We start from the raw sequence: 23296 nt of genomic DNA, 5'->3' as shown, positions 1-23296 counted from the left end.
TCGACGAGCGCTGCCTCACCGGCTGCTCGGCCTTCGACGAGACCAACGCCCCCAACTGGCCCGACGTCCCGTACGACCAGTACTGCAAGGACGGCGCGACCGAGTGCGAGGACCAGTTCTCGCCGACGTTCTGGTCGCGCAAGCGCCTCACGTCCATCACCACCAAGGTGCTGACCGGCGGCGCGTACAAGGACGTCGACGGCTGGACGCTGACGCAGGGCTTCCCCGCGGCCGGTGACGGCATCTCGACCCCGATGTGGCTGAGCTCCGTCCAGCGCACCGGCAAGGCGGGCGCCACCGTCACGATGCCGCCCGTGACCTTCGCGGGCGAGCAGTTCGCCAACCGGGTCGACAAGACCGGCGACGGCCTCGCCCCCTTCGTCCGGCTGCGGCTCTACCAGGTCACCACGGAGACCGGCGGCACCGTCGGCGTCACCTACTCCCAGCCCGGGTGCACCGCGACCTCGCTCCCGGCGGCCGACGCCACCAACACCACCCGCTGCTACCCGGTGAAGTGGGCCTTCGAGGGGTATGAGCCCCAGCTCGACTGGTTCAACACCTACGTGGCCACCCAGGTCGTCGAGGGCGACAACCTCGTCGAGTCCCCCGACAAGGTGACCACCTACTCCTACCTCGACGGCGCCGCCTGGACGAAGAGCACCGACGAGTTCACCGAAGCCGAGGACCGGACGTACTCCGTCTACCGCGGCTACGAGCGGGTGCAGACCCGCACCGGTGCCGCCGACGACCCGAGGACCCTGACCGAGCGCCGCTACTTCCGCGGCCGCGACGGCACGAGCGTCGAGGACTCGGCCGGCATCGGGGTCACCGACCGCGAGCAGTTCGCCGGCATGCTCCGCGAGGAGGTCACCTACAACGGCGACGACACGACGAAGCCGCTGACGGCGAAGTCCTTCACGCCGTGGCGGTCGGCCGCCCTCGCCACCCGGACCCGCTCCGGCCTGCCCGCCCTGACGGCGCACCACGTCGGCACGGAGAAGGAGCAGAGCCGCGCCACGGTCACCGGCGGCACCCGCACCACCGAGCTCAGCCGCGACTTCGACGCCTACGGCATGGTCACCGCCGTCTCCGAGACCGGCGACACCGAGAAGCCCGGCGACGAGCGGTGCACCACCACGGCGTACGCCCGCAACACCGGGGCGAACATCCTCGACAAGGCCGGCCGGGTCGAGACCGTCGCCGTCCTCTGCGGCACGACCGTCTCCCGCCCCGCCGACGTCATCGACGACGTGCGCACCTCCTACGACGGCGGCGCGTTCGGCACGGCGCCCACCAAGGGCGACGTCACGAAGATCGAGCGGATCGAGGGCGACGGCACCGGGTACGCCACCACGTCCAGCACTCCGGTGACCGACTTCGACGTCTACGGCCGCGCCCTGTCCGCGACCGACGCCCTCGGCGCCACCACGACGACCCGCTACACCCCGGCCACCGGGGAGCCCCCGACGTCCGTGCTCGTCACCAACCCGCTCGGGCACGCGGCGACCACCACGATGGACCCGCGGCGCGGGCTGCCGACCCAGGTCAGCGACGCCAACGGCAAGATCACCACGACGGCGTACGACGGGATCGGCCGGACGACGAAGGTGTGGCTGCCGACCCGCTCCGCCGCCACGTACCCCGACTCGCCGAACCGGATCTTCGAGTACCAGGTGCGCAACGACGGCCCGACGGTCGTCACCAGCAAGTCGCTGACCCACGACGCGGACTACAAGACGTCCTACGCGTTCTTCGACGGCCTGCTGCGCGCCCGCCAGACCCAGGAGAACTCCCCGGACCTCTCGGGCCGGCTCGTCACGGAGAACTTCTACGACACCCGCGGCCAGGCCTGGCGCTCCTCCGGCGTCTACTACGCCACGGGCTCGGCGGAACCCGCCCTCGTCACCGGCGAGGAGCTGCACTACCCGGCGTCCACGGACACCCTGTACGACGGGGCCGGTCGCGTCACCGCCGTGATCGCCCGCCGCTTCGGCGACGAGACCAAGCGCACCACCACCGCGTACACCGGTGACACCACCACCGTGGTCCCGCCGAAGGGCGGCATCGCGACCACCACGGTCGTGGACGCGCTGGGCCGGACCGTCGAGCTGCGGCAGTACACGGACGCGGCCCGCACGCAGTCCCAGACGACGTCCTACCGCTTCGACCGGAAGGGCCGGATGGACCGGCTCGCCACCCCGGCCGGCGCCGCCTGGGAGTACGGCTACGACGTCCGCGGCCGCCAGGTGCGGACCGTCGATCCCGACAAGGGGGTGACGACCACCGGTTACGACGCGGGCGACCGGCCCGTCGACGTCACCGACGCCCGGCAGATCACCCTGCACACCGACTACGACGCGCTCGGCCGCAGGACCGCGGTCAAGAAGGGCACCACGACCCTGTCGTCGTGGGTGTACGACACCGTCGCCAAGGGGCAGCTGTCCAAGGCGAGCGTCTGGGCCGACGGCCAGGCGTACGAGTCCGCCGTGACCTCGTACAACAGCCTCTACAAGCCGGTGCTCACCCAGATGACGATCCCGGCCCGCGAGGGCGCGGCCGCCGGCGTCTACAAGTGGACGACCTCCTACAACCTCAACACCGGACAGGTGATGTGGACCATGCAGCCCGCGATGGGCGGACTGCCGGCGGAGAAGGTCGCCAACACCTACAGCCCGGTCACCGGGCTGCTCAGCACGGTCGGCGCGGGCACCGACGCCCTGGTGGCGCAGAGCGCGTACGACCACTACGGCCGGCTGATCCGCCGGAACCTCGGCTCCTTCGGCCAGCAGGTCATCCTCTCCCAGGTCTACGACGAGCACACCGGCGCGCTGACGGAGCGCTACGTCGACCGCGAGGTGGCGCCGCAGCGCATCGAGGACGCGCGCTACGGATACGACCCGGCCGGCAACATCACCTCCATCGCCACCGCCTACGGGCAGGACGCGACCCGCACCACGGACACCCAGTGCTTCGCGCTGGACTCCCTGGCCCGGATCACCGAGGCGTGGACCAACACCGGGACGGCCTGCGCCGCGGCCCCGTCGACGACGGTGGTCGGCGGACAGGACGCCTACTGGACGTCGTACACGTACGACGCGGTCGGCAACCGCAGGACCGAGACGCAGCACAAGACCGCCTCGGGTCCGACCGCCGACACGCTCCGCACCTACACGGCCCCGCCGACGGGCACCCACAAGCTGCCCAAGGTCACCCAGACCGGAACCAACCCCCACGAGGAGACCTTCACCTACGACGCCACGGGCAACACCGCCACCCGCAAGATCGGCGCCGCGGCCCAGCAGACCCTCAAGTGGAACGACCAGGGACACCTCGCGTCGGTCACCGAGGGCACCACGGAGAAGGCGGGCTACCTGTACGACACCGAGGGTCAGCGGCTCGCGGCGAAGGACGCCGACGGCACGACCCTCTACCTGCCGGGCGGCAACGAGCTGCACCTGAGCAAGACGGGGGTGCTGACCGGCACGCGCTACTACAGCGCCGGCGACCGGACCGTCGCGGTGCGGACGGGCGGGAAGCTGAAGTTCACCGTCTCCGACCACCACGGCACCGGCACCACGCAGATCACGGCCGACGCGGCGCAGACCGTCACGCGCCGCAAGACCGCGATCTTCGGCGGTCCCCGGGGCACCCAGCCGTCCGGCTGGACCGGTGAGAGGGGCTTCGTCGGCGGCACGAACGACACCGCCACGGGCCTGATCCACCTGGGCGCCCGCGAGTACGACGCGGCCCTCGGCCGCTTCGTCTCGGTGGACCCGCTCTTCGTCTCCGACGACCCGCGCCAGCACAACGCGTACGTCTACAGCAACAACAACCCGGTGACGCTCTCCGACCCGGCGGGCACGGAGATCGGCTCGATGCCGAACAGCTGCCTGTACGACCTGAAGTACTGCACGAACGACGAGAAGACCGGCAAGTCGGACACCGTCTGCTGCACCCACCTCGGCGGCGGCTCCGGCTCCGGCGGCGGCTCGGGCGGCGGCTCGGGCGACGGCTCGGGCGGCGGTTCCGGCGGTGGCTCGGGCGGTGGCTCGGGTGGCGGTTCGGGTGGCGGTTCGGGCGGCTCGACGCACTACTGCGACGGCTGCACCACGCTGATCAAGCTGCCTCCGAACGTGTACGTGCCGGACGGCGGGAAGGACGTCCTGTGGCACACGACGGTGCAGACCGGCCTCGGCACCTACACCGATTACACGACCGCGGCGATGCTCGACACCACGCAGGACGACACGGAGATCAGTTTCGTGTACAGCGAGCAGGCGATGTACGCGGCCTCCGAGGCGTTCGCGGACCAGTTCAACTGGAAGGTGGACGCCAAGACATCCTTCGGGGTGGGTCTTCCGGTCTTCAAGGGCGAGATCGAACTCACCGTGGGCGTCGGTGGCAACTACACCTGGACCAGTACCGACACCGCGACGCGCAGTGCGACCGTCACCAAGACGCACCCGCTGAAGGTCAAGAAGGGCGACATCTTCGGACTGTCGCCGTTCGGGCAGGCGAAGACCTTCTCGACCACCTACCACCACAAGGGCGGACGGACCTCCACCAAGACCTGGGGGACCTTCGACATCACGTCCTGGACCCCGGTCACGTACTCCGAGACCCCGCCCAACATCGCGTCCCTCAACGCCTCTGTGCTGCAGAAGGGAAGTGAGCCGTTTTGATCTTCTCGGTGTGGCGCCGGCGCATGAGGCCGGCGCCGGCCGCCCTCGCGGCCTGCCTCGTCCTCGCCGCCTGCGGTACGCAGGCCGCGAGGGCGGGCGGTCCCGCCTCCCCGTCCGCCTCTTCGGCTTCTTCCGGTCACTCAGGGGCGGAGCAGGTGGAGGCGGCCATGATCGAGCAGGCCCGGAAGAAGGGACAGGGACCCGACGGCTCCGGCGTCAGCAGGGTCGAGACGCCGCACGCCACGGCCTTCCTCTGGGAGGCGGCCGGGGACCGGCTGTGCCTCGGCGAGGCGGTGCTCGACGGCGGGCTGACGTCGTTCAAATGCGTCCGGTCCCTGGTGGCCGGGCCGCCGGACTCCCCGGCTGTCTCCCTCCTCTTCGGCCCCGGGGTGCTGGGCGAGGGAGGGCGGGTCGTCCTGGCCGGCCCTCCCGGCGGGACGATCGCTTCGGTCACGTACCGGGGCGCGAAGGCCGGGACGACGTTCGTCAGGTCGCTCTCGTCCGGCTGGGCCGGCCGCGACCTGTACTACGTGGTGCTGCCCGAGTTCCCGAAGGAGCCGCTCGGCGTGACGCTCCGTGCCGGAGGGAAGGAGCGTGTCGAGCACCTGCCGATGACCGGGTGACCGGCTGAGACGAAGGGAGCCCCGCTCCGGCGACGAGGTCGCCGGAGCGGGGCTCCCTCGCGTCCAGGGGGAAGCTCAGAGCGGCTTCACGAAGCAGAGGCTGCTGTCGTGGTCGCGGTAGTGGCCGAACTTGGCGGGGCTGGGCGCGTAGCCGCTGGAGGTGTAGAGGGCGATGGCCTCGGGCTGCTCGGTGCCGGTCTCCAGGACCATGCGGGTGTGGCCGGCGGCGCGGGCGTCGTCCTCCAGGAGGGCCAGGATGCGGCGGGCCAGGCCCAGGCCGCGGGCCTCGGGTATGACGTACATGCGCTTCAGCTCGGCGTCGCCGTCCGCGTACCCCTCCTCGTTCTCCTCCTGGCCGCGCCAGGCGCCGCTGGCGACCGGACGGCCCTCGGGGTCGTAGGCGAGGAGGTAGAGGCCCCGCGGCGGGGCGAACATCGAGGCGTCGAGCGGGGTGGCGTCGCCCTCGTCGTCGCCGTAGCGGACGACGTACTCGGCGAGTACCTCGGCCTGCAGTTTCGCGGAATCGGGGTGGTCGTAGGGGGTGGGCTCGATGCGCATGGCGTCGATCGTACGTGTATGCGAGTGGCGGGTGTCGGTATTCTCCCGGGATGTTCACTGTCACCAGCGCGAACGTCAACGGTCTCCGTGCCGCCGCCAAGAAGGGCTTCGTCGAGTGGCTGGCGGAGACCCCCGCCGACGCCGTCCTGCTCCAGGAGGTGCGCGCCGAGGAGGCGCAGCTGCCCGAGGAGGTCAGGACCCCCGAGGGCTGGTTCACCGCCCACGCCCCCGCCGCCGCCAAGGGCCGCGCCGGCGTCTCGCTCTACCTGCGGCGCGAGCCCGACGCCGTCCGCGTCGGCTTCGGGTCGGCCGAGTTCGACGGCTCCGGCCGCTACATCGAGGCGGACCTGCCCGGTGTCACCGTCGCCAGCCTCTACCTGCCCTCCGGCGAGGCGGAGACCGAGAAGCAGGACGAGAAGTACCGCTTCATGGGCGAGTTCCTGCCCTATCTGAAGGAGCTGCGGGTCCGCGCCGCCGCCGACGGCCGCGAGGTCGTGGTCTGCGGCGACTGGAACATCGCCCACCGCGAGGCCGACCTCAAGAACTGGAAGGCCAACCGCAAGAGCGCCGGCTTCCTCCCCGAGGAGCGGGACTGGCTCTCCCGGGTCCTGGAGGAGACCGACGGCGGGTACGTGGACGTGGTGCGGGCCCTCCACCCCGAGCAGGAGGGGCCGTACTCCTGGTGGTCCTACCGCGGCCGGGCCTTCGACAACGACTCGGGCTGGCGGATCGACTACCAGATGGCCACGCCGGGCCTGGCGGCGAAGGCCGTGAAGGCGTACGTGGAGCGGGCGGCCACCCACGCGGAGCGGTGGAGCGACCACGCGCCGGTGACGGCGGTGTACGCGCTGTAGGTGCCGCCGTCAGGCCCCCGGGCCGTGCAGGCGGCGGTCGAGGGCCAGCGAGAGCTCGGCCTCCACGACGGCCTTGGCCAGGGGGCGCAGGCGCTGGATGTCGGCGTCCTTCACGTGGGGGCCGAGGGCCTCGGTGAAGAGCTCGGCGAGGGCTTCGGCGTGCTCGCGGACGCGCGCGCCGGCCTTCAGGACCTCGGCGAGGGGGACGCCCTCGCGGACCAGGGCGGCCGAGACGTCGAGCAGCCGGCGGCTGATGTGGACGATCTCCTCGCCGTCGGTCGCCAGGTAGCCGAGGTCCAGGGCGGCCGCGAGGTTCTCCGGGGTGACCTCGCCGTCGAAGTGGTCGGCGAGCTCCTCGGGGGTGAGGCGGACCGGCTCCTCCTCGGTGGGGGAGCCGAGTTCCAGGACCTCGCCGACGTCCCGGCCCGATTCGAAGGCCGTGGTGAGGTCGGCGATGCCGGTGAGGGTGTGGCCGCGCTCCAGCAGGGCGGCGATGGTGCGCAGGCGGGCCAGGTGGCGGTCGTCGTACCAGGCGATGCGTCCCTCGCGGCGGGGCGGCGGGATCAGGCCGCGCTCGCGGTAGAAGCGGAGCGTGCGGACGGTGATGCCGGCCGCCTCGGCCAGCTCCGTCATCCGGTACTCGTGGGGTGGGTTCCCTGATCGTTCTGCCACACCGGCCAGCCTATGTTGTACCGCCGGTAACTTTCCCTCGCCGGACCCCTACCGCTCGGTATGGAGCTGCTCTACAGTCCGACTGTGCCAGTGATTGCTGGCGGAATCTTGGCCGGGCGCACGGGAGGCGGCATGGCGAAGCACGAGCACGTTCGGGTGGCGGTGATCGGATCGGGGTTCGGTGGGCTCGGGGCCGCCGTCCGGCTGCGCCGCGAGGGGATCACCGACTTCGTCGTCCTGGAGCGGGCCGACTCCGTGGGCGGCACCTGGCGCGACAACAGCTACCCCGGGTGCGCCTGCGACGTGCCCTCGCACCTCTACTCGTTCTCCTTCGCGCCCAACCCCGACTGGCCCCGGACCTTCTCCGGACAGCGCCACATCCGGGCCTACCTGGAGCACGTCGCCGACACCTTCGGGCTCCGGCCGCACCTGCGCCTGAACCACGAGGTCACGAAGATGGCCTGGAACGAGGAGGAGCTGCGCTGGGACATCGAGACCGGTCGCGGCAGCTTCTCCGCCGACGTCGTCGTCTCCGCCACCGGCCCGCTCTCCGACCCGAAGATCCCGGACATCCCGGGGCTCGACGGCTTCACCGGCAAGGTCTTCCACTCGGCCCGCTGGGACCACGACTACGACCTGAGGGGCAAGCGGGTCGCCATGGTCGGCACCGGCGCCTCCGCCATCCAGATCGTGCCCTCGATCCAGCCCGAGGTCGCCCGGCTCACCCTCTTCCAGCGCACGCCCCCGTGGGTCATGCCCCGCATGGACCGCGCCATCAGCGGCCCCGAGCGCTGGCTGCACCGCAAGCTGCCCGCCACCGCCACCCTGCGCCGCGGCATCCTGTGGGGCATCCGCGAACTCCAGGTCGGCGCCTTCACCAAGCACCCCGGCGAGCTCGGCCTGGTCGAGAAGCTCGCCAAGGCGAACATCGCCCGGGCGGTCAAGGACCCGGCACTGCGGGCCAAGCTCACGCCCTCGTACCGCATCGGCTGCAAGCGGATCCTGCTCTCCAACGCCTACTACCCGGCCCTCGCCCAGCCCAACGTCGACGTCGTCGCCGGCGGTCTGAAGGAGGTCCGCGGCAATGTCGTCGTCGGTTCCGACGGCACCGAGACCGAGGTCGACGCGATCATCTTCGGCACCGGCTTCCACGTCACCGACATGCCGATCGCCCCGCGCGTCGTCGGCGCCGACGGCCGCTCGCTCGCCGAGGCCTGGAAGGGCGGCATGGAGGCGCTGCGCGGCGCCACCGCCGCCGGCTTCCCCAACTGGATGACGATCATCGGGCCCAACACCGGCCTCGGGAACTCCTCCATGATCCTCATGATCGAGTCCCAGCTGAACTACATGGCCGACTACCTCCGCCAGCTGGACGTGCTGGGCGGCAGGGCCGCCCTCGCCGTCCGCCCCTCCGCCGTCAACGCCTGGAACCGCAAGGTCCAGAACCGCATGGAGCGGACCGTCTGGAAGGCCGGCGGCTGCGACAGCTGGTACCTCGACGCCAACGGCCGCAACACCACCCTCTGGCCGGGCACCACCGGCGAGTTCCGCCGCGAGACCCGGCAGGTCGACCTCTCCGAGTACGAGGTCCTCCGCGCCCCGAAGCCGGTGAAGGACCCGAAGCCGGTGAAGGCCGTGGAGCCGGTGAAGGCCGTGGAGCCGGTCGAGGACGCCGAGGCGGTCACGGACGCCGAGCCGGTCGAGGCCGTCCGCGCCGCCCGCAAGAAGGAGGCCGCATCGTGAACGTCCGCACCCTGACCGTCCGTTCCGCCGACGGCGCCGAACTGCACACCGAGGTGCACGGCCCCGAGGGCGCGCCCGCCGTCGTCCTCGCCCACGGCTGGACCTGCTCCACCGCCTTCTGGGCCGAGCAGATCCGGGACCTCGCCGTCGACCACCGGGTCGTCGCCTACGACCAGCGCGGCCACGGCCGCTCGCCCGTCCCCGCCGACGGCGGCTACTCGACCACCGCGCTCGCCGACGATCTGGAGGCGGTGCTCGCCGCCACCCTCGGGCCCGGCGAGCGGGCCGTGATCGCAGGGCACTCCATGGGCGGCATGACGATCATGGCCGCCGCCGCCCGTCCCGGCTTCGTCCAGCACGCCGCCGCCGTCCTGCTCTGCTCCACCGGCCCGTCCCGGCTCACCGCCGAGGCCACCGTCGTGCCCCTCGGGCCGGGCGGGCTCCGGACCCGGCTCACCGGCGCCGTCCTCGGCTCGAAGGCGCCGCTCGGACCCGTCAACGGGATCTCGAAGAAGGTCCTCAAGTACGCCACCATGGGCCCCGGTTCGGCACCCGGGCGGGTCGAGGCCTGCGCCCGGATCGTGCACGCCTGCCCCCGCCCGTCCCGCTACGGCTGGTCGCAGGTGCTCGCCCACCTCGACCTGGAGGCCGGCGTGCGCGACCTGCGGGTCCCGGCCGCCGTCCTCGTCGGCACCGCCGACCGGCTCACCCCGCCCGTCCACTCCCGGGCCATGGCCGAGGCGCTGCCGCACTGCACCGGGCTCACCGAGCTGGCCGGCATGGGCCACATGACGCCGGTCGAGGCCCCGGAGGCCGTCACCGCGCAGATCCGCGAACTGACGCTCACCTATCTCGGAGCGCGTCCGACCAGCAAGGAGGCAGGGGTATGAGCAGGGTCAGCCTGGAAGGACAGGTCGCGGTCGTCACCGGCGGCGCCCGCGGCGTGGGCGAACTGCTCGCCCGCAAGCTCTCCGCGCGCGGCGCGAAGATCGCCCTCGTCGGCCTGGAGCCCGAACTCCTCAAGGAGGTCGCCGGGCGGCTGCACACCGAGGCCGACTGGTGGGAGGCGGACGTCACCGACCACGAGGCGATGGCCCGGGTCGCCGCCGAGGTCAAGGAGCGCTTCGGGAAGGTCGACATCGTCGTCGCCAACGCCGGCGTCGCCGCCGGCGGCCCGTTCGTCGACTCCGACCCGGTCGCCTGGCGGCGGGTCGTCGAGGTCAACCTCATCGGCGGGGCGGTCACCGCCCGCGCCTTCCTGCCGGTCCTCATGGAGTCCCGGGGGTACTTCCTCCAGATCGCCTCGCTCGCCGCGATCACCCCGGCCCCGATGATGACCGCCTACTGCGCCTCCAAGTCCGGCGTCGAGGCCTTCGCGCACAGCCTGCGCGCCGAGGTCGCCTACAAGGGCGTGAAGGTCGGCGTCGGCTACCTCTCCTGGACCGACACCGACATGGTGCGCGGCGCCGACCAGGACGACGTGATGAAGGAGCTGCGGCAGCGGCTGCCGTGGCCGTCGAACCGCACGTACCCGCTCGGCCCGGCCGTCGACCGGATCGTCGAGGGCGTCGAGCGCCGCTCGGCCCATGTGTACGCGCAGTGGTGGCTGCGCGGGATGCAGTCCGTCCGCGGCTATCTGCCGGGCCTCATCGCCACCGTCGGCAAGCGCGAGGTGGCCCGCTTCGAGCCCCGCCTCGCCACGGTCTCCAAGGGCCTGGTGGGCGCGGGCGGCGCGGCCGACGAGCAGGCCCGCACCGAGAGGGCGTGAGGCCGCGGCCCACGGACCGTGACTGATCGAAATGCGTGCGATGTTCGCTCGTGCAAGGCTGGTCGAGGCCCTGGGGCATGCCGCCCCGCACCCCTCACACCCTTACTAGGAGTGAACCTTCATGGGCATCAAGGACCAGTTCCAGGACAAGGCGCAGGAGCTCCAGGAGCGCGCCAAGCAGGCCATGGGCAATGCCAAGGACGAGGCCTCCGAGCGCGCCCGGCAGGAGCGCGAGGGGTCGCAGGAGGCCAAGGAGCGCGGGCAGCAGCAGCTGCGCGAGCGCACCGGCCGCGACGAGGCCTGACGCCTGTCCTGTGACGGAAGGCGCACCCGGGACGCCGGGTGCGCCTTCCGCGTGTGCGCGCACGGCCGTTCCGGCGTGGCTTGAACTGCTCAACTCGCGCGCGCCCGCGCGTGGATCTTCGTACGCTCCCCTCATGTCCGTCGTACTCGAACGTCTCCGTCTCGACCACGCGCCCGCCCTGCTCGCCTTCGAGCGGGAGAACCGCGCCTACTTCGCCGCCACCGTGCCCGACCGGGGCGACGCGTACTTCGCCGACTTCGCCGCCCGCCACCAGGCCCTCCTCGACGAGCAGGAGGAGGGGACCATCCGCTTCCACGTCCTGGTGGCGGAGGACGGGCGGATCGTCGGCCGGGTCAACCTCGTCGACGTCGCCGACGGCGCGGCCGAACTCGGCTACCGGATCGCGGAGTCGGCCGCCGGCCGGGGCCTCGCCACCCGGGGCGTGCGGGAGGTGTGCCGGCTCGCCGTGGACGAGTACGGGCTGCGCCGGCTGTACGCGAAGGCGTCGCCGGAGCACGCCGCGTCCCGGGCGGTGCTCGCCCGGGTCGGCTTCGGGGCGGTCGGCGGGGAGCGGTTGAAGACCGGGGAGTCCGCGATCGCCTACGAGCTGGATCTCGGCGGCAGCTTCGGACGGGAGCGGTCCGGCACGGACTCGTAGCCGGGCGGGCTCGCGGCGGGCTCCGCTTCGAGCAGGGCGAGGGCCCGGTGGACGGCGTCGTCGAGCTGGGCGTGCCGGCCCTCGGCCCAGTCGAGCGGGGTGCGCAGGACGGCCAGGTCGGGTTCGACGCCGTGGTTCTCCACGGACCAGCCCCAGTCGGTGAACCAGGCGGCGTTCATGGGGACGGTGATCGTGGTGCCGTCGCCGAGCTTGTGGCGGCCGGTCATGCCGACGACTCCGCCCCAGGTGCGCTGGCCGACGACGGGGCCGAGGCCGAGGAGCTTGAAGGCGGCGGTGATCATGTCGCCGTCGGAGGAGGTGGCCTCGTCGGCGAGGGCGACGACGGGGCCGCGCGGGGCGTTGGAGGCGTAGCTCACGGGCTGGGCGTTGCGGGTGAGGTCCCAGCCGATGATCTTCCGGGTGAGGGTCTCGACGACGAGTTCGCTGATGTGGCCGCCCGCGTTGCCCCGGACGTCGACGATGAGGGCGGGCCGGGAGACCTCCATCCGCAGGTCGCGGTTGAACTGGGCCCAGCCGGAGCCGCCCATGTCGGGGATGTGGAGGTAGCCGCAGCGGCCGCCGCTCAGCTCGCGGACGACGGCCCGGCGTTTGGCCACCCAGTCCTGGTAGCGCAGCGGGCGTTCGTCGATCAGTGGGACGACGGCGACGCGGCGGGAGCGGCCCTCGCCGCCGGCCGGGGTGAAGGTGAGCTCCACGGTGGTGCCGCCGGTGCCGGCGAGCAGCGGGTAGGGGCCGGCGACGGGGTCGACGGGCCGGCCGTCGACGTGGGTGAGGGCGGCGCCCTCGCGGATGCCGGTGCCGGCGAGCGGGGAGCGGGCCTTGGAGTCGGAGGACTCGCCGGGCAGGATCCGCTTGACCACCCAACCGTCGTCGCGGGGCACGAGGTTGGCGCCGAGGAGGCCCTGGGGGCGCTGGTAGTGCGGCGGTCCCTCGTTGCGCCGGGCCGGGGTGACGTAGGCGTGGGAGGTGCCGAGCTCGCCCATGACCTCGCGGAGCAGGTCGGCGAACTCGTCGGGGGAGGCGACCCGTTCGAGCAGGGGCCGGTACTGGTCGAGGATCGCCGGCCAGTCGACGCCGCCCATGCCGGGCTCCCAGAAGTAGGCGCGGACGATCCGCCCGGCCTCGTCGTAGGCCTGGCGCCACTCGGCGCCCGGGTCGACCTCGTGGAGGATGCGGCGCAGGTCGAGGTAGACGGTGGAGTCGCCGTCGCCTGCCTCGGTGGCGGGGACGGCCCGCAGCTCGCCCTCGTCGAAGACGACGAGCCGGGTGCCGTCGCCGCTGACGGCGAACCAGTCGAGGTCGCGGGCGAGTTCGGTGCGGCGGGCCTTGGTGACGGAGAAGTGCTCCAGGGTGGGGCGGCCGGAGGTGTCGGCGGGGTTGGCGAAGGTCTCGCCGAGGGCGCCGGAGATGGGCCAGCGAAGCCAGACGAGGCCGCCGCCGGAGACCGGGGCGAGCGCCGAGTACTTGGAGGCGGCCACGGGGAAGGGGGTGACCCGGTCGGGCAGGCCCTCGATCTCGACGGTGACCGTGCCGTCGCCGCTGTCGGCGCCGTCGTCGGCCGGGTCGAGCCCGCCGGCCGCCGGGCGCCCGTCGGGCAGCAGCGCGAAGGGGGAGGGGGTCGCGGAGGAGAGCGGCACCAGGTAGGGGCGGCAGCCGAGGGGGAAGGAGAGGTCGCCGGTGTGGACGTCGTACACCGGGTCGAAGCCGCGCCAGGAGAGGAAGGCGAGATAGCGGCCGTCGCTGGTGAAGACCGGGTTCTCGTCCTCGAAGCGGCCGTTGGTGAGGTCGATGACCGTGCGCGGGCCCGGTCCCGAGATGCGGACCAGTTTGATGGAGCGCAGCGAGCGGCCGATGCCGGGGTGGGACCAGGTGAGCCAGGCGCCGTCGGGGGAGAAGGCGAGGTCGCGGACGGGGCCGTTGACGGAGCGGATGAGCTCGGTGACCTCGCCGTTGGAGTCCTCGGTGGCGTCGATGAGGAGGAGGCGGCCGTCGTTCGAGGCGATGGCGAGGCGCTCGCCGTCGGGGTCGGCGACGAGCTCCTCGACGCGGCCGAGCTCCCCGGCGGCGAGCCGGCGCGGCGGCCGGTCGCCGCTGGCCCGGGGGAGGTAGGCGATCTCGACGGCGTCCTCGCCCTCGGCGTCGGTGACGTAGGCGATCTGGCCGCCGCTGCCGAGCATCTCGGGGAGCCGGACGCGGACGCCGGGGGTGTCGGTGATGGTCCGGGCGGGCCCGTCCCGGTGCGTGAGCCAGTACAGGCTGCCGCGCACCCCGACGGCGCTGGCCCGGCCGGTCTCGTCGACGGAGAGCGCGTCGACGTGGCGGGCGGCCGGCACCTGGTAGGGGCGGCGGCCGGCCCGCTGTCCGCCGAGCCGCACCTCCAGGCGGCGCGGTGCGGCGCCGGCGCTCAGGTCGTCGGCGATCCACAGCTCGCCGGCGCACTGGTAGACGACCCGGCGCCCGTCGGAGGAGGCGTGCCGGGCGTAGAAGTCGGCGTGGTCGGTGTGGCGGCGCAGGTCCGTGCCGTCGGGGCGGCAGGAGTACAGATTGCCGACGCCCTCGTGGTCGGAGAGGAAGGCGATCCGGTGCCCCTCCTCGCCGGGCGGCGCGGCGACGAACATCGGGTCGGCGAGGTGGCCGCCGAGGTCCGGAAGGAGCCGCTCGCCGTGGAGCCAGAGCCGGCCGGTGGCGCCGCCCCGGTACCGCTTCCAGGCGGCGGGCTCGTGCGGCGGGGTGCCGGTGAGCAGGAGGGTGCGGCGCTCGCCGTCGACGTCCCGGACGGCGATGTCGGAGACCGGGCCCCAGGGCATCCTGCCGCCGGGCGAGCCGTCGGTGGCGACGGTGTGGGCCCAGGAGAAGTACGAGAAGGGCTGGCCCTGCGAGGAGACGGCGAGGATGTCGGAGCGGCCGTCCTTGTCCGGGGGCGACCAGCCGCAGACCCGGGTGTCGGTGGAGCCCCAGTGGGTGAGCTGGCGGGCGTGGCCGCCGTCGACCGGTACGAGGTGGATCTCGGGGTCGAGGCTGCGCCAGTTCGTGTAGGCGATGTGGCGGCCGTCGGGGGAGAAGCGGGGGTGCCCGGCCCGGGTGCGGTCGACGGTGAGCCGCCACGCGCGGCCGGGGCGATGGCCCTCGGGCACGAGCGGGGCGATCCAGAGGTCGTCCTCGGCCGTGAAGCACAGCAGGTCGTCGTGGAGGTGCGGGAAGCGGAGGTAGGCCACGTCGTCACTCACCCGTTCATGCTTTCCGCGCGGACGGGGTGCGGCAACCTGTGGACGCGAACCTCTGGACGACCGGGTGTGGCCCAGGACACGTACGAAACGGTTTCGTTTCGCTGGAGACGGGGGTACCTTCGTACCGTACGAAGAGTACGAAACCGTTTCGTTCGGTCCGGAGGTACGGCATGGCCCGCAGCAGACTCACCCCCGAGCGGGAGTCCGAGCTGTACGCGGCCGTCCTCGACCTCCTCCGCGAGGTCGGCTACGACGCCCTCACCATGGACGCCGTCGCCACCCGCACCCACTCCAGCAAGGCCACCCTCTACCGCCAGTGGGGGAGCAAGCCGGAGCTGGTCGCCCGGGCCCTGCGCCACAACAAGCCGGTCAACATCACCGAGATCGACACCGGCTCGCTGCGCGGCGACTTCCAGGCCCTCATGGCCCTCACCGACGACTGTCAGATGGAGAAGGACACCGCGCTGATGCGGGGTCTGGCCCATGCCGTCCACGACAACCCGGACCTGCACCGGGCCCTGCGCGAGCTGCTCATCGAACCCGAGCTGAACAGCTTCGACGAGGTCCTCGCCCGCGCGGTCCGGCGCGGCGAGATCGACCCGGACAATCCGGCGCTCAAGCTCGTCCCGCACATGCTGATCGGGGCGTTCGTCGCCCGCCCGCTGGTCGACGACCAGCCGGTCGACCACGCCTTCCTCAGCGCCTACGTCGACGCCGTCGTGCTCCCCTCACTCGGCGTCTGACCCGCACCACCCGCTAGTGCCCGTCTGACAATTCCCGCCGGGTCCGGCCCGAATTGTCAGACAGGCCCTAGTCCCCTGCTCCACCTGACTGCGCACCGCTCACGCCGTCGGGCCGGCTCCCCATGCCCTGTCCCACCCCACAATGGGAGTACGCACCCGTGGCCACCTTCCTGTACAAGCTGGGCCGCACCGCCTTCCGGCGCCGACGGCTCGTCGCACTGCTCTGGGTGGCGCTGCTCGCGCTCGCCGGAGTCGGCGCCGCCACCGCGCCCGCCGCGACCTCCAGCTCCTTCTCCATCCCCGGCACCGAGGCCCAGCGCGCCTTCGACCTGCTCGAAGAGCGCTTCCCCGGCGCCGGCGCCGACGGCGCCACCGCCCGGGTCGTCTTCAAGGCCCCCGACGGCGGGAAGATGACCGACGCGGCCCCCAAGGCCGTCGTCGAGGAGACCGTCGCCGCGCTGAAGTCCGGCTCGGACCAGATCGTCTCCGTCACCGACCCGTACACGGCGCAGGCCGTCTCCCAGGACGGCTCCACCGCCTACGTCTCCGTCGCCTACAAGGTGAACGCGATGGAGCTGACCGACGAGACCCGTGAGGCCCTCAAGCAGGCCGGTCACGGGGCCCAGGGCAAGGGCCTGACCGTCGAGCTGGGCGGCGACGCCCTCCAGACCATGCCCGAGACCGGCGCCGGCGAGATCGTCGGCGTGGTCATCGCCGGCATCGTCCTCGTCCTCACCTTCGGCTCGCTCGTCGCGGCCGGACTGCCGCTGCTCACCGCGATCATCGGCGTCGGCATCGGCGTCTCCACGATCACCGCGCTCGCCAGCGTGCTGGACCTCGGCTCCACGACCTCCACGCTCGCGATGATGATCGGCCTCGCCGTCGGCATCGACTACGCCCTCTTCATCGTCTCCCGCTACCGCGCCGAGCTCGCCGACGGGCGCAGCAAGGAGGAGGCCGCGGGCCGTGCCACCGGCACCGCCGGCTCGGCCGTCGTCTTCGCCGGACTCACCGTCGTCATCGCCCTCGTCGGCCTGGCCGTCGTCAACATCCCGATGCTGACGAAGATGGGCTTCGCCGCCGCCGGCACGGTCGTCATCGCCGTCCTGATCGCCCTCACCCTGATCCCGGCGCTGCTCGGCTTCGCCGGCGACAAGGTGCTCGGCCGCAAGCAGCGCAAGGGCACCGCCGACCCGGAGAAGGCCGCCAGGCCGAACGCCGGCACCCGCTGGGCCCGCTTCGTCATCCGCCGGCCGCTCTTCGTGCTCCTCGCCGGCGTCATCGGCCTCGGCGCCATCGCGATCCCGGCCGCCTCCCTGGAGATGGGCCTCCCCGACGACGGCGTGAAGCCGGTCTCCGCGACCGAGCGCCGCGCCTACGACCTGCTCTCCGACGGCTTCGGCCCCGGCTTCAACGGCCCGCTGCTCGTCGTCGTCGACGGCGACAAGGCCGCGGCCGACAAGACGGTCGACACCGTCAAGGGCCTCGACGGCATCGCCGCCGTCACCCCGGCCACCCCCAACAAGGCCGGCGACGCCGCCATGATCACGGTGATCCCGAAGGACCGCCCGTCCTCCGGCGCCACCGAGACCCTCGTCCACGACATCCGCGACGCCACCGGCGACGACGTCCTCGTCACCGGCGCCACCGCGATGAACATCGACTTCTCGCAGAAGATGAACGACGCCCTGGTGCCCTACCTGGCCCTCGTCGTCGGCCTCGCCTTCCTCCTGCTGACCGTGGTCTTCCGCTCGATCCTGGTGCCGCTCAAGGCCGCCCTGGGCTTCCTGCTCTCGGTGGTCGCCGCCCTCGGCGCCGTCGTCGCGGTCTTCCAGTGGGGCTGGCTGGGCAGCCTGTTCGGCGTCGAGCAGACCGGCCCGATCATGTCGATGATGCCGATCTTCATGGTGGGCGTGGTCTTCGGCCTCGCGATGGACTACGAGGTCTTCCTCGTCACCCGGATGCGCGAGGCGTACGTCCACGGCGAGCGGCCCGGCGAGGCGATCGTGACCGGCTTCCGGCACAGCGCCCGGGTGGTCACCGCCGCCGCGGTGATCATGATCGCGGTCTTCTCCGGCTTCATCGGGATGACCGACCAGATGATCAAGATGATCGGCTTCGGTCTCGCCGTCGCCGTCCTCTTCGACGCCTTCGTCGTCCGCATGGCGATCGTCCCGGCCGTCCTCGCGCTCCTCGGCCACAAGGCCTGGTGGCTGCCGAAGTGGCTGGACCGGGCGCTGCCCAACGTGGACGTGGAGGGCGAGAGCCTGGCCGCCCACGACGCCGGGACCGCGGTGAAGGACCTCGTGAAGGCCTGATCCGCCGCCGAACCCCGGGGCCGCCCCTGAGCGGGGGGCGCGCCCCGGACCGCGCCGGGACCTGTGGGGACGGGGAGCCGACGCGGCCGTACGCCGTCAGCGTGTCGTGAGCGACGACGCGCCGGCGGCGTACGTGTGCTCCAGGAACCGCGTCAGTGCGGCGTTGTCGAACTGGACGACGGCGACCTCGTCCCGGCCGTGGAACTCGACGACCGTCTGCACCCGCCCGCACGGCCACACCGCGATGTCGCCCCGGTGCGCGGGCTCCCGCAGCCCGTCCTCCAGGAGGGCGCGGGGGAAGGACCACTCGACCCCGCCGGGCAGCACGAAGCGGACGGTGGCGGGGGCGAAGCCGGGGTCGTAGCGGAGGGCGACCGCGACGGCCCGCGCGACGGGGGCGTCGTCGCTGATCAGCCGGGCTCGGGCATGGTCCTCGACGGCGCGCATGGGAAGGCTCCTCGGATCGTGGTCGAGTGCTTTTTGTTCCTCGATGTCGGATTCTTCCCCCGTAGTCGCGTGGTCACTCGCGACGTGTCCGGGCTCACACGCACCATCTTGTGATCCGGACGCTCTTGCAAGCTCTTTGCAGCTGCGCTCATCATTCGGTTCGTGCATGTACCCGACGGATTCATCAACGCCCCCGTATCGGCGGTCGCCGGCGTCGCCGCCGCGGCGGCCGTCGCCGTGAGCCTGCGCGGAGCGCGCAGGGAACTCGACGAGAAGGTCGCCCCGCTGGCGGGCCTCGTCGCGGCCTTCGTCTTCGCCGTCCAGATGCTCAACTTCCCCGTCGCGGCCGGAACGAGCGGCCACCTCCTCGGCGGGGCGCTCGCCGCGATCCTCGTCGGGCCGTGGACCGGCGTCCTGTGCATCGCCGTCGTCCTGCTCATGCAGGGCGTCCTCTTCGCCGACGGCGGCCTCACCGCGCTCGGCGTCAACATCACCGTCATGGGTGTGGTGACCGTCGTCACCGCCCACGTCCTCTTCCGCGGGCTCCGACTCGTGCTGCCCCGCACCCGGGGCGGCGTGACCGCCGCGACCTTCGTCGCCGCGCTCGTCTCCGTGCCGGCCTCGGCCGCCGCCTTCACCCTCATCTACGCGATCGGCGGCACCACCGAGGTGCCGATCGGCAAGGTCCTCACCGCGATGCTCGGCGTCCACGTCCTCATCGGCATCGGCGAGGCCGTCATCACCGCCCTCACCGTCGGCGCCGTCCTCGCCGTCCGCCCCGACCTCGTCCACGGCGCCCGCGGCCTCACCGCCCCGCTGAAGCTCCGGGTCGACGGCGAGCTGGTCGACGCGGCCCCGGCCCAGGCCCCGGCCGAGGCCCCCGCCGCGAAGAGCCCGAGGAAGGTCTGGATCGGCGGCGTCGTCACCGCCCTCGTCCTCGCCGGCGTCGTCTCCTTCTACGCCTCCGCCAGCCCCGACGGCCTGGAGAAGGTCGCCGCCGACCAGGGCATCGACGCCAAGGCCGAGGAGTACGAGCACGCCACCGCCGACTCCCCGCTCGCCGACTACGGCGTCAAGGGCGTCGACTCCGCCCGCCTCTCCGGCGGCCTCGCCGGCGTCATCGGCGTCGGCCTCACCCTGGCCGTCGGCACCGGCGCCTTCTGGGCCGTCCGCCGCCGCCGCGCCGCCGCCGAGACCGGCGCCCGGGTCTGACCCGTGGGAGCGGGCCACGCACACCGGCTGTACCGGCGGGGGGACTCGCCGGTCCACGGCCTGCCCCCGCACACCAAGCTCGTCGCCGTCCTCGGCTTCGTCCTGGTCGTCGTCACGACGCCCCGCGAGGCCGTCTGGGCCTTCGGCTGCTACGCGGCCCTGCTCGGCGCGGTCGCCGCGCTCGCCCGCGTACCGGCCGGCTTCCTGCTCCGCCGGCTCGCGATCGAGATCCCCTTCGTCGCCTTCGCCGTGCTCATGCCCTTCGTGGTCCCCGGCGAGCAGACCACGGTCCTCGGCGTCTCCCTGAGCGTCCCCGGCCTCTGGGGCGCCTGGAACATCCTCGCCAAGGGCACCCTCGGCGTCGCCGCCTCCGTGCTCCTCGCCGCCACCACCGAGCTGCGCGCCCTCGTCCTCGGCCTCCAGCGGCTCGGACTGCCGTCGCTGCTCGTCCAGATCGCCTCGTTCATGATCCGGTACGGGGACCTCGTCACCGACGAGATGCGCCGGATGTCCATCGCCCGCCGCTCCCGCGGCTTCGAGGCGTCCGGCGTACGCCACTGGGGCGTCCTCGCGAAGTCCGCGGGCGCCCTCTTCATCCGCTCGTACGAGCGCGGCGAGCGCGTCCACCTCGCCATGGTCAGCCGCGGCTACACCGGCACCATGCCGGTCCTCGACGCGACCGTGACGACCCGGGCCCAGTGGGCCCGCGCCCTGGCGCTGCCGCTGGCCGCCCTCCCGATCTGCCTCCTCGCCCTCCTCGGACGGACCCCATGACCGCTCCCTCGCTGGAAGTCTCCGGCCTCGCCTACGCCTACCCCGACGGCCACCAGGCCCTCTTCGGCGTGAACCTGAGCATCGGGCGGGGCGAGCGGGTCGCCCTCCTCGGCCCCAACGGCGCCGGCAAGACCACCCTCGTCCTCCACCTCAACGGCATCCTCGCCGCCGGCGCGGGCAGCGTGACCGTCGCCGGGCTGCCCGTCGGCAAGAAGCACATGGCGGAGATCCGGCGGAAGGTCGGCATCGTCTTCCAGGACCCCGACGACCAGCTCTTCATGCCGACCGTCCGCGAGGACGTGGCCTTCGGCCCCGCCGCGGCCGGGCTGCGCGGCGCCGAGCTCGACGCGGTGGTCGAGCGGGCCCTGTCCCGGGTCGGCATGGCGCAGTACGCGGACCGGCCGCCGCACCACCTCTCCTTCGGCCAGCGCCGCCGCGTCGCCGTCGCGACCGTCCTCGCCACCGAGCCGGAGATCCTCGTCCTCGACGAGCCGTCCTCCAACCTGGACCCGGCCTCCCGCCGCGAGCTCGCCGACGTGCTGCGCTCCCTGGACGTCACCGTGCTCATGGTCACCCACGACCTGCCGTACGCCTTGGAGCTCTGCCCGCGCTCGCTGATCCTCAGCGAGGGCGTGATCGCGGCGGACGGCCCGACCCGGGAGATCCTCGCCGACGAGGAGCTCATGGCCCGTCACCGGCTCGAACTTCCCTTCGGTTTCGTTCCGGGGTCCGTGGCCTGAGACCATGGGACCCGTTCGTACGAAAGGATGAGTGGGTCAGGTGGACGTCCAGGGCACGGTGGCACCGGGCTGGGAACCGGTCAGGGACGCGTTCCTGCGCAACTTCGAGCAGCGCGGCGAGAAGGGCGCGGCGGTCGCCGTCCACCACGACGGCGCCAAGGTCGTCGACCTGTGGGCCGGCACCAAGGACGCCGACGGCACGGAACCCTGGGCCGAGGACACCGCCCAGGTCGTCCGCTCCGCGACCAAGGGCGTCGCCGCCGCCGTCCCGCTCCTCCTCCACCAGCGCGGCCGGATCGACCTGGATGCCCCGGTGGCCACGTACTGGCCCGAGTTCAAGGCGGCCGGCAAGGACCGCGTGACGGTACGCCGGCTCCTCGCCCACCAGGCCGGCGTCCCCGTCCTCGACCGCCCCCTCGGCCTCGCCGAGGCCACCGACCTGGAGGCGTCCACCGCCGCCATCGCCGCCCAGGCCCCCGCCTGGGAACCCGGCACCGACCACGGCTACCACGCCCACACCTTCAGCTGGCTGCTCTCCGGCCTCGTCCACCGCGTCACCGGCCGCACCATAGGCCGCTGGGTCGCCGAGGAGCTCGCGGCCCCGCTCGCCCTGGACCTCTGGATAGGCCTCCCGGCCGCCGAGCAGCACCGCGTCGGCCGCCTGGCCCCGGTCGAGGCCCCCGAGGAGGCCGGCGCCCTCCGCCTCCGCCCCAAGCGCACGGTCACCGAGGCCTGGGAGGACCCCGGCTCCCTCACCCGCCGCGCCTTCGAGGTCATCACCCCGAAGCCCGACGAGAACGACCCCGCCTACCGGGCCGCCGAACTCCCCGGCTCGGCGGGCGTCGCCACCGCCCGCGCCCTCTCCCGCTTCTACGCCGCCACCCTCGGCCCCCTCGCCGACGGCACCCCCCGCCTCTTCGCCCCCGCCACCCTCGCCCTCGCCCGCACCGAGGAGTCGGCGGGCACGGACCGGGTCCTCCTGGTCGGCACCCGCTTCGGCCTCGGCCACATGCTCCACGGCCCCGCCTCCCCCCTCCTCGGCCCCACCTCCTTCGGTCACCCCGGCCGAGGCGGCTCCCTCGCCTTCGCCGACCCCGAATCCGGCACCGCCTTCGCCTACGTCACCAACGGCATGCGCAGGACGGTCACCTCGGACCCCCGCGCCCAGGCCCTGGTGAGGGCGGTCAAGTCCCTGCTCTGATGGGGCACATGAACCGCTTCGAAGGACAGACGGCACTGATCACCGGCGCGGGCAGCGGCATCGGCGCGGCGACGGCCCGCCGACTCGCCGCCGAAGGCGCGCACGTCCTCGTCACGGACCTCGACGAGGCGGCCGCCCGGAAGGTGGCCGCCGGCCTCCCGCGCGCGACCGCCCACCGCCTCGACATCACCGACCGCGCGTCCATCGACCGGCTGATCGCCGGCCTCCCCGCCCTCCACGTCCTCGTCAACAACGCCTTCGTCCCCTTCGTCGAGGACCCCGACGAGAACTGGCGCCGCCAGCTGGACGGCACCCTCCTGGGCGCCGTCCACTGCTCCGGCGCCGCCCTCCCGCGCCTGTCGGACACGGCGGGCGCGATCGTCACCATCGGCTCGGTCAACGCGGAGGCCTCCTTCGGCGACCACGCCTACAGCGCCGCGAAGGCCGCCCTCGGCTCCTTCACCCGCACGCTCGCCGCCGAAGCGGCCCCGAAGGGCGTCCGCGTCAACCAGATCCACCCCGGCACCGTCGCCACCCCCTCCTGGGCGGGCCGCGAACAGGCCCTCGCCGCCCTCGCCGCCCGCGCCTACCCCCTCGGCCGCGTCGGGACCCCCGACGACATCGCCGCCGCCGTCGCCTTCCTCGCCTCCGCCGACGCCGCCTGGATCACCGGCACCACCCTCCGCGTCGACGGCGGCCTGATGTCCGTGAACACCCACTTCCGCGAGATCCTGGACGGCCACTGACCCCG

19 protein-coding genes are annotated in these 23296 nt (G+C 72.9%); 15 read left to right on the top strand and 4 right to left on the bottom strand.

Translation table 11 applies throughout. The features are described 5' to 3' along the window. Together AB0E19_RS29985 and AB0E19_RS29980 are read left to right on the top strand one after the other, a co-directional pair. Window positions 1–4682 (top strand): RHS repeat-associated core domain-containing protein (locus tag AB0E19_RS29985; protein ID WP_362185325.1); only part of this gene is annotated, 4682 nt, incomplete at its 5' end. A gap of 167 nt (window positions 4683–4849) precedes the next feature. After that, window positions 4850–5305: a hypothetical protein gene (locus tag AB0E19_RS29980; protein ID WP_362185324.1), complete on the top strand. Its 456-nt coding sequence runs from the start codon at window positions 4850–4852 to the stop codon at window positions 5303–5305. A 75-nt stretch (window positions 5306–5380) separates the two neighbouring features. Here the strand turns inward: AB0E19_RS29980 and AB0E19_RS29975 are convergent, their stop codons facing one another. Beyond that, the gene (locus AB0E19_RS29975) at window positions 5381–5863 is read right to left on the bottom strand and encodes a GNAT family N-acetyltransferase (protein ID WP_362185323.1); all 483 of its coding nucleotides are present in this window, start codon (window positions 5861–5863) and stop codon (window positions 5381–5383) included. A gap of 50 nt (window positions 5864–5913) precedes the next feature. On the opposite strand from AB0E19_RS29975, the gene AB0E19_RS29970 reads away from it, so the two are divergent. Next, window positions 5914–6717 (top strand): exodeoxyribonuclease III, encoded by an 804-nt coding sequence (locus AB0E19_RS29970; protein ID WP_362185322.1) that lies wholly within the window; start codon window positions 5914–5916, stop codon window positions 6715–6717. 9 nt (window positions 6718–6726) lie between these two features. Here the strand turns inward: AB0E19_RS29970 and AB0E19_RS29965 are convergent, their stop codons facing one another. Beyond that, a complete protein-coding gene (locus tag AB0E19_RS29965) occupies window positions 6727–7350 on the bottom strand; it encodes a MerR family transcriptional regulator (protein ID WP_362185330.1) in 624 nt (207 codons plus the stop codon). Between the two features lie 171 nt (window positions 7351–7521). Between AB0E19_RS29965 and AB0E19_RS29960 the strand changes: the two genes are divergently transcribed. The 5 genes from AB0E19_RS29960 (at window position 7522) to AB0E19_RS29940 (ending at window position 11862) form a co-directional block, all read left to right on the top strand. Beyond that, window positions 7522–9132 carry an NAD(P)-binding domain-containing protein gene (locus AB0E19_RS29960; protein WP_362185321.1) on the top strand — a complete coding sequence of 537 codons (1611 nt, stop codon included), beginning with the start codon at window positions 7522–7524 and terminating at the stop codon, window positions 9130–9132. Continuing rightward, on the top strand, window positions 9129–10022 hold the full coding sequence (locus AB0E19_RS29955) for an alpha/beta hydrolase (RefSeq protein WP_362185320.1): 894 nt from the start codon (window positions 9129–9131) through the stop codon (window positions 10020–10022). Before AB0E19_RS29960 ends, AB0E19_RS29955 begins: the two co-directional genes overlap by 4 nt. Then, the gene (locus AB0E19_RS29950) at window positions 10019–10900 is read left to right on the top strand and encodes an SDR family oxidoreductase (RefSeq protein ID WP_362185319.1); all 882 of its coding nucleotides are present in this window, start codon (window positions 10019–10021) and stop codon (window positions 10898–10900) included. The genes AB0E19_RS29955 and AB0E19_RS29950 overlap by 4 nt, the downstream gene beginning before the upstream one ends. A 121-nt stretch (window positions 10901–11021) precedes the next feature. Further along, window positions 11022–11204: a hypothetical protein gene (locus AB0E19_RS29945; RefSeq protein WP_362185318.1), complete on the top strand. Its 183-nt coding sequence runs from the start codon at window positions 11022–11024 to the stop codon at window positions 11202–11204. 133 nt (window positions 11205–11337) lie between these two features. Then, window positions 11338–11862, top strand: a complete 525-nt coding sequence (locus AB0E19_RS29940) for a GNAT family N-acetyltransferase (protein WP_362185317.1) — start codon at window positions 11338–11340, stop codon at window positions 11860–11862. Here AB0E19_RS29940 and AB0E19_RS29935 read toward each other — a convergent pair. After that, window positions 11805–15110 carry a S41 family peptidase gene (locus AB0E19_RS29935; protein WP_362185316.1) on the bottom strand — a complete coding sequence of 1102 codons (3306 nt, stop codon included), beginning with the start codon at window positions 15108–15110 and terminating at the stop codon, window positions 11805–11807. The two genes, AB0E19_RS29940 and AB0E19_RS29935, sit on opposite strands and share 58 nt — an antisense overlap. Window positions 15111–15280: 170 nt before the next feature. On the opposite strand from AB0E19_RS29935, the gene AB0E19_RS29930 reads away from it, so the two are divergent. Both AB0E19_RS29930 and AB0E19_RS29925 read left to right on the top strand, forming a co-directional pair. Continuing rightward, window positions 15281–15853: a TetR/AcrR family transcriptional regulator gene (locus AB0E19_RS29930; protein ID WP_362185315.1), complete on the top strand. Its 573-nt coding sequence runs from the start codon at window positions 15281–15283 to the stop codon at window positions 15851–15853. Between the two features lie 158 nt (window positions 15854–16011). Next, window positions 16012–18171, top strand: coding sequence for an MMPL family transporter (locus AB0E19_RS29925; RefSeq protein ID WP_362185314.1), 2160 nt, complete (start codon window positions 16012–16014; stop codon window positions 18169–18171). Window positions 18172–18267: 96 nt separating this feature from the next. Here the strand turns inward: AB0E19_RS29925 and AB0E19_RS29920 are convergent, their stop codons facing one another. Continuing rightward, window positions 18268–18618: an SsgA family sporulation/cell division regulator gene (locus tag AB0E19_RS29920; protein WP_362185313.1), complete on the bottom strand. Its 351-nt coding sequence runs from the start codon at window positions 18616–18618 to the stop codon at window positions 18268–18270. 162 nt (window positions 18619–18780) lie between these two features. On the opposite strand from AB0E19_RS29920, the gene AB0E19_RS29915 reads away from it, so the two are divergent. Genes AB0E19_RS29915 through AB0E19_RS29895 form a run of 5 tightly spaced genes read left to right on the top strand, consistent with a single transcriptional unit; the run spans window position 18781 to window position 23291 of the window. Then, on the top strand, window positions 18781–19830 hold the full coding sequence (locus AB0E19_RS29915; RefSeq protein ID WP_362185312.1) for an energy-coupling factor ABC transporter permease: 1050 nt from the start codon (window positions 18781–18783) through the stop codon (window positions 19828–19830). A gap of 3 nt (window positions 19831–19833) precedes the next feature. Then, a complete protein-coding gene (gene cbiQ, locus AB0E19_RS29910) occupies window positions 19834–20604 on the top strand; it encodes a cobalt ECF transporter T component CbiQ (protein WP_362185311.1) in 771 nt (256 codons plus the stop codon). Continuing rightward, window positions 20601–21344: an ABC transporter ATP-binding protein gene (locus AB0E19_RS29905; protein WP_362185310.1), complete on the top strand. Its 744-nt coding sequence runs from the start codon at window positions 20601–20603 to the stop codon at window positions 21342–21344. Before cbiQ ends, AB0E19_RS29905 begins: the two co-directional genes overlap by 4 nt. A gap of 40 nt (window positions 21345–21384) precedes the next feature. Beyond that, entirely contained in the window at window positions 21385–22545 is a 1161-nt protein-coding gene (locus AB0E19_RS29900) for a serine hydrolase domain-containing protein (protein WP_362185329.1), read from the top strand. A gap of 8 nt (window positions 22546–22553) precedes the next feature. Then, window positions 22554–23291, top strand: a complete 738-nt coding sequence (locus AB0E19_RS29895) for an SDR family oxidoreductase (RefSeq protein WP_362185309.1) — start codon at window positions 22554–22556, stop codon at window positions 23289–23291. Window positions 23292–23296: the final 5 nt, after the last annotated feature.

Source organism: Streptomyces sp. NPDC047974, from assembly GCF_040653375.1.
Classification (GTDB): domain Bacteria; phylum Actinomycetota; class Actinomycetes; order Streptomycetales; family Streptomycetaceae; genus Streptomyces.
Note: the sequence above shows the minus strand (reverse complement) of the source record. Positions and strands in the feature narration are given on the sequence as shown.

What these genes read in the sequence shown, in the direction of transcription:
- AB0E19_RS29980 (WP_362185324.1), top strand. Translation starts at nt 4,850, where the DNA reads ATGATCGAGCAGGCCCGGAAGAAGGGACAGGGACCCGACGGCTCCGGC.
- AB0E19_RS29975 (WP_362185323.1), bottom strand. Translation starts at nt 5,863, where the DNA reads ATGCGCATCGAGCCCACCCCCTACGACCACCCCGATTCCGCGAAACTG.
- AB0E19_RS29970 (WP_362185322.1), top strand. Translation starts at nt 5,914, where the DNA reads ATGTTCACTGTCACCAGCGCGAACGTCAACGGTCTCCGTGCCGCCGCC.
- AB0E19_RS29965 (WP_362185330.1), bottom strand. Translation starts at nt 7,350, where the DNA reads ATGACGGAGCTGGCCGAGGCGGCCGGCATCACCGTCCGCACGCTCCGC.
- AB0E19_RS29960 (WP_362185321.1), top strand. Translation starts at nt 7,522, where the DNA reads ATGGCGAAGCACGAGCACGTTCGGGTGGCGGTGATCGGATCGGGGTTC.
- AB0E19_RS29950 (WP_362185319.1), top strand. Translation starts at nt 10,019, where the DNA reads ATGAGCAGGGTCAGCCTGGAAGGACAGGTCGCGGTCGTCACCGGCGGC.
- AB0E19_RS29945 (WP_362185318.1), top strand. Translation starts at nt 11,022, where the DNA reads ATGGGCATCAAGGACCAGTTCCAGGACAAGGCGCAGGAGCTCCAGGAG.
- AB0E19_RS29940 (WP_362185317.1), top strand. Translation starts at nt 11,338, where the DNA reads ATGTCCGTCGTACTCGAACGTCTCCGTCTCGACCACGCGCCCGCCCTG.
- AB0E19_RS29930 (WP_362185315.1), top strand. Translation starts at nt 15,281, where the DNA reads ATGGCCCGCAGCAGACTCACCCCCGAGCGGGAGTCCGAGCTGTACGCG.
- AB0E19_RS29920 (WP_362185313.1), bottom strand. Translation starts at nt 18,618, where the DNA reads ATGCGCGCCGTCGAGGACCATGCCCGAGCCCGGCTGATCAGCGACGAC.
- AB0E19_RS29905 (WP_362185310.1), top strand. Translation starts at nt 20,601, where the DNA reads ATGACCGCTCCCTCGCTGGAAGTCTCCGGCCTCGCCTACGCCTACCCC.
- AB0E19_RS29895 (WP_362185309.1), top strand. Translation starts at nt 22,554, where the DNA reads ATGAACCGCTTCGAAGGACAGACGGCACTGATCACCGGCGCGGGCAGC.